The sequence below is a fragment of the Mesorhizobium kowhaii genome, assembly GCF_042431665.1.
Lineage (GTDB): Bacteria > Pseudomonadota > Alphaproteobacteria > Rhizobiales > Rhizobiaceae > Mesorhizobium > Mesorhizobium kowhaii.
The window spans coordinates 1-13,124 of record NZ_JBHLYT010000060.1 but is presented as its reverse complement, the minus strand read 5'-3'; the positions used below and the strand labels follow the sequence as shown (position 1 = coordinate 13,124).

The 13,124-nt window shown below is 62.9% G+C and carries 14 protein-coding genes, 1 pseudogene and 1 riboswitch; of the genes and pseudogenes, 13 read left to right on the top strand and 2 right to left on the bottom strand.

Going from position 1 to position 13,124, the window contains the following annotated elements:
* Positions 1 to 141 precede the first annotated feature (141 nt).
* From bioB to ACFFNA_RS33035, 13 genes and pseudogenes are all read left to right on the top strand, one after another.
* The gene (gene bioB, locus ACFFNA_RS33095) at positions 142 to 1,083 is read left to right on the top strand and encodes a biotin synthase BioB (RefSeq protein WP_111545455.1); all 942 of its coding nucleotides are present in this window, start codon (positions 142 to 144) and stop codon (positions 1,081 to 1,083) included.
* The gene (locus tag ACFFNA_RS33090; protein ID WP_378924010.1) at positions 1,080 to 2,219 is read left to right on the top strand and encodes an 8-amino-7-oxononanoate synthase; all 1,140 of its coding nucleotides are present in this window, start codon (positions 1,080 to 1,082) and stop codon (positions 2,217 to 2,219) included. The genes bioB and ACFFNA_RS33090 overlap by 4 nt, the downstream gene beginning before the upstream one ends.
* Positions 2,216 to 2,851 carry a dethiobiotin synthase gene (gene bioD, locus ACFFNA_RS33085; protein ID WP_378924008.1) on the top strand — a complete coding sequence of 212 codons (636 nt, stop codon included), beginning with the start codon at positions 2,216 to 2,218 and terminating at the stop codon, positions 2,849 to 2,851. The genes ACFFNA_RS33090 and bioD overlap by 4 nt, the downstream gene beginning before the upstream one ends.
* A complete protein-coding gene (locus ACFFNA_RS33080; protein WP_378924006.1) occupies positions 2,851 to 4,116 on the top strand; it encodes an adenosylmethionine--8-amino-7-oxononanoate transaminase in 1,266 nt (421 codons plus the stop codon). The genes bioD and ACFFNA_RS33080 overlap by 1 nt, the downstream gene beginning before the upstream one ends.
* The gene (gene bioZ / locus ACFFNA_RS33075) at positions 4,113 to 5,096 is read left to right on the top strand and encodes a 3-oxopimeloyl-[acyl-carrier-protein] synthase BioZ (protein WP_378924004.1); all 984 of its coding nucleotides are present in this window, start codon (positions 4,113 to 4,115) and stop codon (positions 5,094 to 5,096) included. Before ACFFNA_RS33080 ends, bioZ begins: the two co-directional genes overlap by 4 nt.
* Before the next feature lie 96 nt (positions 5,097 to 5,192).
* Positions 5,193 to 5,309: riboswitch (TPP riboswitch) on the top strand.
* A 103-nt stretch (positions 5,310 to 5,412) separates the two neighbouring features.
* Positions 5,413 to 7,248, top strand: a complete 1,836-nt coding sequence (gene thiC / locus ACFFNA_RS33070) for a phosphomethylpyrimidine synthase ThiC (RefSeq protein ID WP_378924002.1) — start codon at positions 5,413 to 5,415, stop codon at positions 7,246 to 7,248.
* The gene (gene thiO / locus ACFFNA_RS33065; RefSeq protein WP_378924000.1) at positions 7,245 to 8,219 is read left to right on the top strand and encodes a glycine oxidase ThiO; all 975 of its coding nucleotides are present in this window, start codon (positions 7,245 to 7,247) and stop codon (positions 8,217 to 8,219) included. Before thiC ends, thiO begins: the two co-directional genes overlap by 4 nt.
* On the top strand, positions 8,216 to 8,413 hold the full coding sequence (gene thiS, locus ACFFNA_RS33060) for a sulfur carrier protein ThiS (RefSeq protein ID WP_111545250.1): 198 nt from the start codon (positions 8,216 to 8,218) through the stop codon (positions 8,411 to 8,413). The genes thiO and thiS overlap by 4 nt, the downstream gene beginning before the upstream one ends.
* Before the next feature lies 1 nt (position 8,414).
* A complete protein-coding gene (locus tag ACFFNA_RS33055; RefSeq protein ID WP_378923998.1) occupies positions 8,415 to 9,188 on the top strand; it encodes a thiazole synthase in 774 nt (257 codons plus the stop codon).
* The gene (locus tag ACFFNA_RS33050; protein ID WP_378923996.1) at positions 9,185 to 9,790 is read left to right on the top strand and encodes a thiamine phosphate synthase; all 606 of its coding nucleotides are present in this window, start codon (positions 9,185 to 9,187) and stop codon (positions 9,788 to 9,790) included. Before ACFFNA_RS33055 ends, ACFFNA_RS33050 begins: the two co-directional genes overlap by 4 nt.
* Positions 9,781 to 10,542, top strand: a complete 762-nt coding sequence (locus ACFFNA_RS33045) for a hydroxymethylpyrimidine/phosphomethylpyrimidine kinase (protein WP_378923994.1) — start codon at positions 9,781 to 9,783, stop codon at positions 10,540 to 10,542. The genes ACFFNA_RS33050 and ACFFNA_RS33045 overlap by 10 nt, the downstream gene beginning before the upstream one ends.
* A gap of 162 nt (positions 10,543 to 10,704) precedes the next feature.
* Positions 10,705 to 11,078 (top strand): annotated as a pseudogene (locus ACFFNA_RS33040) (type II toxin-antitoxin system RelE/ParE family toxin).
* Positions 11,075 to 11,395 carry a helix-turn-helix domain-containing protein gene (locus ACFFNA_RS33035; RefSeq protein WP_378923992.1) on the top strand — a complete coding sequence of 107 codons (321 nt, stop codon included), beginning with the start codon at positions 11,075 to 11,077 and terminating at the stop codon, positions 11,393 to 11,395. The pseudogene ACFFNA_RS33040 and the gene ACFFNA_RS33035 overlap by 4 nt, the downstream one beginning before the upstream one ends.
* A 27-nt stretch (positions 11,396 to 11,422) precedes the next feature.
* On the opposite strand, the gene ACFFNA_RS33030 is transcribed toward ACFFNA_RS33035, so the two are convergent.
* Both ACFFNA_RS33030 and ACFFNA_RS33025 read right to left on the bottom strand, forming a co-directional pair.
* The gene (locus ACFFNA_RS33030; protein ID WP_378923990.1) at positions 11,423 to 11,728 is read right to left on the bottom strand and encodes a hypothetical protein; all 306 of its coding nucleotides are present in this window, start codon (positions 11,726 to 11,728) and stop codon (positions 11,423 to 11,425) included.
* A gap of 73 nt (positions 11,729 to 11,801) precedes the next feature.
* Positions 11,802 to 13,007 (bottom strand): M14 family metallopeptidase, encoded by a 1,206-nt coding sequence (locus tag ACFFNA_RS33025; RefSeq protein WP_378923988.1) that lies wholly within the window; start codon positions 13,005 to 13,007, stop codon positions 11,802 to 11,804.
* Positions 13,008 to 13,124: the final 117 nt, after the last annotated feature.

Sequence of the window (13,124 nt, the reverse complement as noted above, 5' to 3'; positions counted from 1 at the left end):
ATCTAGCCTACCCAGCTTCTTTCGACCGTGTCCGCCATTTCAAAGGCGCCTGTGTCGCATAACGCAAGGAACAGGATGGAAATGCACGCAGCGATTTCGGAAAAGACCCAGCCTGAAGTTCAATCCTTCGACGGCAGCCGGATGTGGACCCTGGAAGAAGCCCAGGCCCTCCACGATGCGCCCTTCAACGACCTGCTGTTTCAGGCGCAGACCGTGCACCGCCAGAATTTCGATCCCAACAAGGTCCAGCTCAGCCGGCTTCTCAGCATCAAGACCGGCGGATGTCCGGAGGATTGTGGCTATTGCAGCCAGTCGGCCCATCACGAAACCGGCCTGAAGGCGTCGAAGCTGATGGAAGTCAGGCGCGTCATCGCCGAAGCGACCAAGGCGCGCGATGCCGGCGCCACCCGCTATTGCATGGGTGCGGCCTGGCGAAATCCCAAGACGCGCGACATGGATGCGGTGGTGGCGATGGTCGAAGGCGTCAAGGCGCTGGGCATGGAGACCTGCATGACGCTGGGCATGCTCGATCTTGAGCAGGCCGCTCAGCTGAAACAGGCTGGTCTCGACTATTACAACCACAACATCGATACGTCGGAACGCTACTACAGCGAGATCATCAGCACGCGCAGCTTTGCCGACCGGATCGATACGCTTGAGTTGGTTCGCCAATCCGGCATCAAGGTCTGCTGTGGCGGCATTGTCGGCATGGGCGAGGAGCCGGTGGACCGGATCGACATGCTGGTGACGCTGGCCAATCTGCCGGAGCATCCCCAAAGCGTTCCGATCAACATGCTGATCCCGATCGCCGGCACCCCGCTTGCCGAAGCCAAGCCCATCGAACCGATAGAATTTGTGCGCGTGATCGCGCTGGCGCGCATCATGATGCCGAAATCGCATGTGCGTCTTTCCGCCGGCCGCACCGCCATGACCGACGAGATGCAGGCACTGTGCTTCTTTGCCGGCGCCAACTCGATCTTCGTCGGCGACACGCTGCTGACGGCGGACAATCCCGGCGAAGACAAGGATACCCTTCTGTTCCGGCGCCTTGGCATCGAGCCTATGGGCCTCGAGGCGCAATGAAAGGGGCGCCCCTCGCCCGCTATGACGCGACCTTGCAGGGGCTGGCGCGCAAGGACCGGCTGCGGACGCTGTCGCCGCGCACCGGGCTCGACTTCTCGTCGAACGACTATCTCGGGCTCGCCGCATCGAGGAGGCTTGGCGGCGCGGTTGCGGCGGCGATCGCGCAGGGCACGCCGGTCGGTGCCACCGGGTCGAGGCTGTTGCGCGGCAACGCGCCGGAGCATGAGCAACTGGAGGCGGACGCAGCGGCGTTCTTCGGGACCGACCGCGCGCTGTTCTTCGGCAGCGGCTACATCGCCAACTTCGCTCTGCTGACCGCGCTGCCGCAAAAGGGCGACCTGCTGGTCCTCGACGAACTCGCCCATGCCAGCATGCATGAGGGCGCGCAGGCCGGGCGCGCCGAGTTCAAGCTGGCTGCGCACAACGACATTGGTGCAATCGAGGATGAGATCAACAACTGGCGCGTCGAGGGCGGCATGGGGCGCGTGTGGATCGCGGTCGAAAGCCTCTACAGCATGGATGGCGACCGCGCGCCGATGGAGAGCCTCGTCGAGCTAGCCGATCGGCACGACGCATTCCTCGTCGTCGACGAGGCGCATGCCACCGGCGTTTGGGGACCGGACGGCCGGGGGCTGGCGGCCGCATTCGAGGGCCGCGACAACATCATTGCGCTCCATACTTGCGGCAAGGCGCTCGGCGCGTCCGGCGCACTGGTTACCGGATCGGGAACGCTGTGCGATTATCTCGTCAACCGTTGCCGGCCATTTATCTACGCCACCGCGCCATCGCCGCTGATGGCGGTCGCGGCGCGCGAAGCGCTCGCCATACTGTCAGACGAGCCCCTGCGCCGGGTTCGGCTGCATGAACACGTTGCTTTCGCCGGCCGCCAATTGGCCGAACGCTGTGGCGTGACGTCGAGCGGATCGCAGATCCAGCCATTCGTCATCGGCGACGTCAGGCGCACCATGGCGGTGGCGACGGCATTGCAGGCTCGCGGTTTCGACATACGCGGCATCCGCCCGCCGACGGTGCCCGAGGGCACGTCGCGGCTGCGCATTTCGCTGACGCTCAACGTCGACGAAGCCGACATTTCGGCCATGGTCGAGGCGCTCGCCGAAGTGTTGGCGTCGCCATGACCAAGCGCATCGTCGTCACCGGAACAGACACCGGAATTGGCAAGACAGTGTTTTCGGCCGGGCTCGCCGGCCTGCTCGACGGCTTCTACTGGAAACCGGTGCAATCAGGTCTCGACGACGAGACCGACAGCGAGGTGGTTGCGCGGCTTGCCGGCCTGCCGTCAGGGCGCGTGCTGCCGGAGGTCTACCGCTTGAGCAAGCCCCTGTCGCCGCATCGTTCAGCCGAAATCGACGGCGTCGCGATCGAGGCGGCAAAGCTCTCGCTTCCAGCCTTGCCGGGTCCGCTTGTCATCGAAGGCGCTGGCGGGCTGATGGTGCCACTCAACCGACAGACAAGGTTCATTGACATATTCGCGCAGTGGCGGCTGCCGGTCATTCTGTGCGCCCGCACCGCGCTCGGCACGATCAACCACACGCTCCTCTCAATCGAAGCTCTGCGGGCCCGCTCTATCCCCATGATCGGCGTCGCTTTTATCGGCGACGAGGTGGCAGACACGCAAAGGACAATCGTGGAATTCAGCGGCGTGCCACAGCTCGGCAGGCTGCCGCACCTTGATCCGCTGACCGGCAAAACCCTGAGAGACGCGATGGTCGCCGGGTTTGACCTCGCTTTGATTGCCGGAGGCGAATGATGCCGCAGTCCCAAGTTTGGCACCCCTTCACCCAGCACGCGCTCGAGCATTCGATCCCCGAAATCGTCCGAACCGAAGGCGCCTACCTTCACAAGGCCGACGGCGCGCGCATCCTGGACGCCATTTCATCCTGGTGGGTCGTCACGCATGGCCATCGCCATCCCCGCATCATGAAGGCTATCGAGGCAACCGCGTCGAGCCTCGACCAGATCATCTTCGCAGGCTTCACCCACGAGCCGGCCGAACGCCTGGCCAAGGCGCTTGTCGGCCTCGCTCCGCCCGGACTCGACTGGGTGTTCTATTCCGACAGCGGCTCGACCTCCGTCGAGGTCGCGCTGAAGATGGCGCTTGGCTATTTCCGCAACATCGGCGCGCCGCGTTCGCGCATCGTCGTCATGCAGCACAGCTATCATGGCGACACCATCGGCACGATGAGCGTCGGTGCTCGCGGCGTGTTCAACGCCGCCTACGAACCCTTGCTGTTCGAGGTCGACACTATCCCCTTCCCGGTCGCCGGGCACGAGCAGGACACGCTGGATCGGTTCGAGGCCGTCAGCCGCGACCGGCGCGCCGCCGCGCTGATCGTCGAGCCGCTCGTGCTTGGCGCCGGCGGCATGCTGATGTACCCGGCCTGGGTTCTGACCGAATTGAAGAAGATCGCCGAAGCCTCGGGCACACTGCTGATCGCCGACGAAGTGATGACGGGCTGGGGACGCACCGGGACCATGTTCGCCTGCGAGCAGGCGTCCATCTCTCCGGACATATTGTGCACCTCGAAGGGCCTGACAGGTGGTGCCATCCCGCTGGCGGCCACGCTCGCCACTGATGCAATCTTCCAGGCTCATTATTCTGAGGACCGGAAGAAGACCTTTTTCCACTCGAGTTCCTACACCGCCAATCCGATTGCCTGCGCGGCTGCGCTCGCCAATGTCGAGATCTGGCAGGATGAGCCGGTGGCAGAGCGGGTCGCGGCCTTGAGTGCGATGCAGGCCGCCGGGCTTCGGCGCTTTCGCGACAATCCGTTCTTCACCGACAGCCGGACAACCGGCACGATCGCAGCGCTCGATCTGCACGCCGGTTCAGCTGGTTATCTCGCCGAGATCGGTCCGAAGCTGCGCGCGTTCTTCCTCGACCGAGGGCTGCTTGTGCGCCCGCTCGGCAACGTCCTCTATCTTCTCCCACCCTATTGCATCACCAGCGACGAGCTCGATCGGCTCTATGACGCCATCGAGGAGGCCGGCGAACGCTTCGGGTCTAGGCTATGAGCAGATCGTCGCGCATTCTCGGATTTGGCCATCACGCGCCTGGGCGCAAGGTGGCAAATGCCGAGATCGAGAACAATCTCGGCCTCGAGCCGGGCTGGATCGAAAGGCGTACCGGAATTCGTTCGCGCTTCTGGGCAACGGACGAAGATACGCTGTCTGGTCTTGCCACGCATGCGGGCGACATGGCGCTGGCGAATGCCGGTATTGACCGCAGCGACATCGGTCTGCTGTTGCTTGCCACCTCGACGCCCGACCACCTTCTGCCGCCCAGTGCACCCTTGGTCGCGCACAAGCTCGGCCTTGGCCGCGCAGGCGCGGTCGATCTAACCGGCGCCTGCGCCGGCTTCATCTATGCGTTGATGTTCGCCGACGGATTCACGCGTCTGCACGGCAAAGCGAGCCTTGTCATTGCCGCCAACATCCTCAGCCGCCGCATCAATCCGGCCGAGCGCGCCAGCGGCGTGGTGTTTGCCGATGCCGCCGGCGCCCTGGTGATTTGCCCTTGCGAGGACGCCGACCGGGGCATCCTCGGCGCGTCGGTGGATTCGGACGGCTCGCGCTACGAGCTGATCCAGATCCCGGCGGGCGGAAGCAACATCCCGTTCCAAAGTGGCCTGGATCTCGGGCGAACCCGCATGACGATGACCAACGGCCGCGAAGTGTTCGCCAAGGCTGTCGAGATGATGACCGATTGCTCGACAAGCGCGCTTGCCGCTGCCGGAGTGCGACCACAGGATGTCGGCCGGTTCGTGCCGCATCAGGCGAATGCTCGCATTTTCGATGCGGTCGGGAGGAACCTTGGAATAGCAGATCAAGCAATCGTCAAGACGATCGCGGAGTATGGCAACTCTTCTGCCGCGACAATCCCACTCTCCCTGTCGTTGGCCCATCAGATGGACACGTTTCGGCCGGGCGAGAGAATTCTTCTGGCGGCAGCGGGTGCGGGCCTCAGCGGCGGTGCGCTCGTCGTCGGAATTTAGCGGGGCGCCCCGCGCAGCAGACATCAAGACCAGCCAGTTGAGTTGGATGGCCGGTCGAATGCGCTTGACAAGATAGCGCCGGCCCGTTCAATTCGATGCATTCACCAGGGGAGTCCCGGCAAGGGGCTGAGATACTGCTGGCTTTCGCGGCGCAGTGACCCGTTGAACCTGATCCAGTTCATACTGGCGTAGGGACGGTGCAAGCGCTTTGCGGGAGTTCACGCCCGAGGTCCTGTTTCGGCAGGTCTACAGAAGCGTCTTTTCATCCTTCCGGCACAGAACTGGGTCTCCAATGCATGAGCAAAGGAGCCTCACGATGAATGCCCTCACCCCAGCCGTCTCGACGGGACCGCTGCCTGCCTCACGGAAAATCCACAAGTCCGGCGTCCTCTATCCGCACATCAAAGTGCCGATGCGAGAAATCTCCGTCCATCCAACGGCGGGCGAACCGCCTGTCATCGTCTATGATCCGTCCGGCCCCTATACGGACCCGACTGTCGAAACCAGCATCGAAAAAGGCCTCGCCCGGCTTCGCCATGAATGGATTACGGCACGCGGCGATGTCGAAACCTATGACGGCCGTCATGTCCGGCCGGAAGACAACGGATTCGCGGCGGGCGAGCGCCTGACACCGGAATTTCCCGTTCGCAACCGACCGCTCAGGGCAAGGGCCGGCAAGGCGGTGACTCAGCTTGCCTACGCGCGCGCCGGCATCATCACGCCCGAGATGGAGTTCGTCGCAATCCGCGAAAACCTCGGCCGGGAGATCACCCGTGGCAAGCTGCCGCGCGACGGCGAAAGCTTCGGCGCGGCCATTCCCGATTTCGTCACGCCCGAATTCGTCCGCGAAGAGGTGGCGCGCGGGCGGGCGATCATTCCAGCCAACATCAATCATCCCGAGAGCGAACCGATGATCATCGGCCGCAATTTCCTGGTCAAGATCAACGCCAATATCGGCAACTCCGCCGTCACATCGTCGATGGCCGAAGAGGTCGAGAAAATGGTCTGGGCGACCCGCTGGGGCGCGGACACGGTGATGGACCTGTCGACCGGGCGCAACATCCACAACATCCGCGACTGGATCATCCGCAATTCGCCGGTGCCTATCGGCACGGTGCCGCTTTACCAGGCGCTCGAAAAGGTCGGCGGTGTCGCCGAGGACCTGACCTGGGAGGTCTACCGCGACACGCTGATCGAGCAGGCCGAACAGGGCGTCGACTATTTCACCATCCACGCCGGCGTGCGGCTGCACTACATCCCGCTGACCGTTGACCGGGTCACGGGCATCGTTTCGCGCGGAGGCTCGATCATGGCCAAATGGTGCTTGCACCATCACCGGGAAAGCTTCCTCTACGAGCATTTCGCGGAGATCTGCGACATCTGCCGCGCCTATGACGTCTCCTTTTCGCTCGGCGACGGCCTTCGTCCCGGCTCGATCGCCGATGCCAATGACGCGGCGCAGTTCGCCGAGTTGGAAACACTCGGCGAGTTGACGAAGATCGCCTGGGCGAAGGATTGCCAGGTGATGATCGAGGGGCCCGGCCACGTTCCGATGCACAAGATCAAGGAGAACATGGACAAGCAGCTCGCCGCGTGCGGCGAAGCACCCTTCTATACGCTTGGACCACTGACGACCGACATCGCACCGGGCTATGACCATATCACCTCAGGCATTGGTGCTGCCATGATCGGCTGGTTCGGCACCGCCATGCTCTGCTATGTCACGCCCAAGGAGCATCTCGGCCTTCCCGATCGCAACGACGTCAAGATTGGCGTGATCACCTACAAAATCGCCGCTCATGCCGCCGATCTGGCTAAGGGCCATCCGGCAGCGAAAGTCAGGGATGATGCCCTTTCCCGCGCGCGCTTCGAGTTCCGCTGGGAAGACCAGTTCAACCTGTCGCTCGACCCCGAAACGGCGCGGTCCTTCCACGACCAGACCTTGCCCAAGGAGGCGCACAAGGTGGCACATTTCTGCTCGATGTGCGGGCCGAAATTCTGCTCCATGCGTATCTCCCACGACATTCGCGCCGAAGCCCAGAAGGAGGGCATGGCGGCAATGGCGGCGAAATACCGCGAGGGTGGCGATCTCTACATGCCGGCTGACGAGACCGGCGTACCGCTCATGCCAGAGGCGCCGGAACGGTCATGAGGGTGCTGGTCAAAGGGGCCGGCGTCGCCGGCCTCACCGCCGCCTTCGAACTCGCCGCCCGCGGTGCGACGGTCACAGTCGCCGAGATCCGGCATGGCCTTGGTGGCAATGCATCGTGGTTCGCCGGCGGCATGCTGGCGCCATGGTGCGAGCGTGAAAGCGCGGAGCAGCCGGTGCTCGATCTCGGACGTGACGCCGCCGACTGGTGGGATGCGGTGCTGCCCGGCCAGGTGACACGGGCCGGAACACTGGTCGTGGCTATGCCGCGTGATACTGGCGAGCTCGACCGGTTCGCCAGTCGCACGTCGGGGTATCGGCGTGTCGAGGAGAACGAAATTGCGATCCTGGAGCCCGGCCTCGCCGGCCGCTTCCGGCGCGGATTGCTGTTTCCCGATGAGGCTCATCTCGACCCGCGCCAGGCGATGGCGGCACTTCAAGGCAAGCTCGCGGCAATGGGTGTCGAATTCCACTTCGGCGCCGACGCCCGGCGTGCTTCCGGTTTCGATCGTCAGATCGACTGCACTGGAATGGCCGCTGTCGATGACAGGCTGCGCGGCGTTCGCGGCGAAATGCTGATCCTGCGCACGCTTGATATCTCGCTGTCGCGCCCGGTCAGGCTGCTGCATCCGCGCTTTCCGCTTTATGCGGTGCCGCGTGCCGACATGCAGTTCATGATCGGCGCGACGATGATTGAGAGCCAGTCCGCCAGACCGGTCACGGCGCGTTCCATGATGGAGCTGCTGGGGGCCGCCTATGCCCTCCATCCGGCCTTTGGCGAGGCCGAGATCGTTGAAACCGGTGTCGGCGTTCGTCCGGCCTTTCCCGACAACCTGCCGCGCGTCGAAACGAGCGGAGACAGCGTCGCGATCAATGGGCTCTATCGCCACGGTTTTCTCCTCGCCCCCGCCATGGCGCGCCAGGCTGCCGACCTGTTTTTTCAGTCAAGACAGAAACAAGGAGCTTGCTCATGAAACTGACCGTCAACGGAGAAGCGCATGAGGTTGCCGCCACCACACTGGCCGAGCTGCTTGCCGCGCTCGACTATGAGGGCGATTGGCTGGCAACGGCCGTCAACAGCGATCTCGTGCACAAAGCCAACCGGGCGGAGTTCCAGTTGAGCGACGGCGACCGGATCGAAATCCTCTCACCCATGCAGGGAGGCTAGCATGTTCGACCTTCTCGGGACGACGCTTGCCTCCAGGCTGCTTCTCGGCACGGCTCAATATCCTTCGCCTGCCATCCTTGCCGATGCGGTCAAGGCCTCGGGCACGTCGGTGGTGACGGTCTCGTTGCGCCGTGAAATGGCAGGCGGCAGGGCCGGCGAACAATTCTGGTCGTTGATCCGCTCGCTCGGCGTCAGTATCCTGCCCAACACTGCCGGCTGCCACTCCGTCAAGGAAGCGGTCACGACCGCGAAAATGGCGCGCGAAGTCTTCGGCACGAGCTGGATCAAGCTCGAAGTGATCGGCAATCACGATACGCTGCAGCCGGACGTGTTCGGCCTGGTCGAATCCGCCCGTATCCTGTGCGAGGACGGTTTTGCGGTATTCCCCTATACCACCGACGACCTTGTCGTCGCCGAGCGGCTGCTGGAGGCGGGCTGCGAGATCTTGATGCCATGGTGCGCGCCGATCGGCTCCGCCCTCGGCCCGGTCAACATCACAGCGCTGCGCTCGATGCGCGGACATTTCCCTGGCGTCCCGCTGATTGTGGATGCGGGGCTCGGGCGACCGTCGCACGCGGCCACCGTCATGGAACTCGGCTTTGATGCCGTGCTCCTGAACACGGCTGTCGCCAAGGCGGCCGATCCGGTCGGCATGGCGCGTGCGTTCGGCAAAGCGGTCGAGGCCGGTCGTGAAGCCTTCAGCTCGGGAATGCTCGAACCGCGCGACGTTGCCGTGCCATCGACACCGACGATCGGCAGGGCAGTTTTTTCATGAAGCTCGATCCCTTCTACCTGATCGTCGACAGCGCTGCCTGGATCGAGCGGCTGGTGCCGCTTGGCCTCAAGCTGGTGCAACTCCGCATCAAGACCATGCATGAAGCCGGGTTGCGCACCGAAATCCGGAAAGCGAAGGCCTTGTGTGCTCGACACCGATGCCAGCTCATCGTCAACGACCACTGGCGCCTGGCAATCGAGGAAGGCTGCGACTTCGTGCATCTCGGCCAGGAGGATTTGCGGACCGCCGACCTCGCGCGGATACGGGCAGCCGGCGTGAGGCTCGGACTGAGCACCCATGATCATCTCGAACTGGAAACGGCCAAGGCCGCCGAGCCAGACTACATCGCGCTCGGCCCCATCTACCCGACCATCCTGAAGAAGATGAAATGGGCGCCGCAAGGCGTCGAACGGATCAGCGAGTGGAAGCGCCGGGTCGCGCCGATCCCATTGGTCGCCATAGGCGGCCTCAACCCTGACCGGCTCGACGGAGTCTTCGCGGCTGGTGCGGACAGCGCGGCGGTGGTCACCGACATCACATTGAATGCCGATCCCGAAGCGCGCGCGCGGAAATGGATCGAAAAGACGGACCAATGGCGCTGAGGCGGGAACCGCATGTGCTTGTCGTCGGTGGATCGGACTCCAGCGGTGGTGCCGGAATTGCGCGCGACATCGAGACGATCTCTTCCATTGGCGTGCGCACCTGCCTTGCTGTCACCGCGCTGACGGTGCAGACGCACGAAGCCGTCATGGAAATCCATCCACTGCAACCCGACCTGGTGGCAGATCAGATGCGCGCGGCGCTGCAGGCCAACAAGGTGGCGGCCATCAAGATCGGCATGCTCGCAACCGCCGAGATCATCGTTGCCGTTGCCGCCGTGCTGCGCGAGAATCCGCAGGTGCCGGCAATCCTCGACCCCGTGCTCGCCTCGACCTCAGGCCGGGCGCTGCTGGAAGCAGGTGCCATCGCCGTCATGAAGCGCAATCTGATGCCGCTTTGCCGTCTCGTCACACCCAACCTCATCGAGCTTGCGCTCCTGGTTGGCTCGGAACTGGCCGCGGATGAGGACGGCGCACTGTTGCAAGGCCAGGAATTGCTGGCCGCCGGAGCGCAGGCCCTGCTAATCAAGGGCGGCCATGCAAAGGGGATTATGTCGAGAGATCTCCTGTTGCGCCCGAGCTGCCTGCCTTTGTGGTTTGACGCACTACGTCTTGCCGGATCAATGCGCGGGACGGGATGCATGTTGGCCAGCGCGATCGCAACGCACCTGGCGAACGCGCAGCCCCTTGAAGACAGCGTACGCAAGGGCAAGCTGTTTGTGTTCGAGAAGCTTCAGAAGAATGCAGCCGAATGACCGTGGCATTGGAAGCGGTCGGTGCGCTCCAAAATGCGTTATACGAAAATATGATCACTTGGCAAAAATGGCTGTTTGACCCGAATCTGTTATTTTTCAGGCTAGGCGGTGTCAGGATTTTCTTTGAGAAATTATAGTCTGTATGCTATAAGGTAAGGGCGAATGAAAACCCAAAGGCCCACGGTATGGATGGGATCGTCGAAGGATGACCTGCGCGAGTTTCCGGTCGATGTTCGCCGGTTGATGGGTGTCGCAATCAACGACGCCCAGAATGGTGAGGAGCACCCGGCTGTCAAAGCCCTGAAAGGGTTTGGGGGCCGCAGCATCCTCGAGGTGGTCGACGACTTCGACGGAGATACCTACCGGCCGTCTATACGGTGCGCTTTGCCGGGGTGATCTACGTCCTTCATTGCTTCCAGAAGAAGTCGAAGAGGGGCAGAGAGACACCCAAGCACGAAATCGATCTCGTTACGGCGCGATTGAAGGCGGCCGAGGCGCACTACCGCGAAAACTATGGGAAAGGAACAAAGTCATGACTGAAGACATCACCGCCGAAGTGAGCAGCGGCAACGTGTTTGCGGACCTCGGCTTTGACAATCCCGAAGAGGAATTGCTCAAGGCCAAGTTGGCCCGCGAGATCCGCGCCATTATCAGGCGCCGGCGCCTGACCCAGGCGAAGTCGGCCGAACTGCTCGGGATGAAACAGCCGGACGTCTCAGCGATCGTCACCGGGCGAACGGGCAAGTTTTCAATAGACAGGCTGGTTCGCTGTCTGGACCGGCTCGACTACAAGGTCGACGTGGTGGTTCGCCATAAGCCTCGACGGTCGACTCGTGCAGCTGAAGCCGCTTGACCAGACGGCTTTGCCGACGAGCGGGCATCATCTTCTGAGGCGACGGAAATCGACGACGCGGCCATTGTGTGCGCTCACTGCAATTTCGAAGCGGCTGCCGCCGCGCCGAGCGTGATAGACGAAGAACCGCCCGCGGCAATCCTCGCGTCGAATGTCCCGAAAACCGCGATTGCGCAGGATTCGCTCGCCATCTCGGCAAGTGATCGCTCTGCCATTGTTCAGGCTGCTGCCGATATTGATGTTGATTGTGACGGCATAGGCGGGCGTTGACGAAGCCACAGGCACTACAGGGGTGAGAGCCAGACCAAAGTAAGCGAAAAGAAGCAGGCGCATAACCATTCTCCGTATCAACGTGCTCCGCGTGACATCAAATTCATCATCGGTTGAACACCAAATCGGCGGATGCTCACTCGGGATAGGTCTCGGCGCCCTCCGTCGCCGTCTTGTGGAAAAGGATAAATGCCAAGGGGTTGCCGGGCTCGGACATTGCATCGCTGCGCTTGCCAGTCATCTCTCCAGCCACGCTGCTTGTATACTCCGCAACCACTTCGCCGAAGCTATTGCGCTGGATGGCCACCTTCTGTCCGGCCTCGACCTTGTCGTTGAGTTTGACCAGATGCTCGACGATCCCGCCCTCGGTCGCCAGGATCGGGAATGAACTGTTGCCGACAAAGACGGTCACGTCCTTGCCCGTGCGTCCCATCGGCCCGGCGACGATGCCGTGATGCTTGAGCACGTTCATCGTGCCTTCCACGAATAGCCCGATCATCTCGAGGTCCAGGTGGCGGGCAGCCCCGATCTCCGGGCAAAAGGACGGGATGCCCGCGGCGTTAAACGCGTTATGGAGGACATTGGGATATGTAGGATTGTCGAAGATCTGGCCGACGGGGTAAAGTTCCGCCATCGCCTTGATCTCGGGCACGTCCATCTCGGCAATATTGAATGCGGTGACCTCGAATCCGGTCGTTCCGGTATGGAAGTCGATCGCGAAGTCGGCGTTGGGCCGCAGCAGCCGGTTGAACACCAGCCCGGCGTGCCGGCTTGCCGCGGTGAAGCCGTTCTCGTTGCCGGGCCATTCCCGGTTCATGTCGATCAGGTCGGCGCCCCTGCCCGAATTGGGCCATCGGCGCTGCATGCTTTCGAGGGCCGGGCGCGACACGTCCGTGACCGCCATCACCGTGCCCGACATCTCCGCCGGATCGAGCTGGTTCATCACGGTCTGGACCGTGTGAATGGAACTCATCTCGTCGCCATGCACACCACTGGTCAGGACGCCGCGCTTGCCCGGCTTCGCCCCCCTGGCGACGGCTACGGACACATACCAATGCTGTCCGGTCGGCATCCGCACGCCCTGAAAATACAGAAGGTGCTTCTTGCCGGGCTCCAGGTCGTTGACGTCGAGCGCGCTGACGACCTTCTTCCCCTGGATCACATCGCCGGTATAGACCGTCCCTGATGGCGCACCCGATGCCGCGTCGGTGGTGGGAGCCGCTGTGTTTTGGGCATTCGCAGCGCCACCGTTGGCCGCGAGGGCGGCCGCCGCTCCGAACGTGGCAATGGAGGCTACCAACAGATCGCGGCGATCGAGGCCCTTTCTGGGTTTTTCCGACATGATGACGTTGTGTCTGTTGATTTTCACTGAGAACTGACCCGGCATTTCCACCGAGATTTGACCCGCCTTTCATGTATGTTTCGGTTCGGGGTTGAGGGTCAAGGTTCTGGCTTTCTC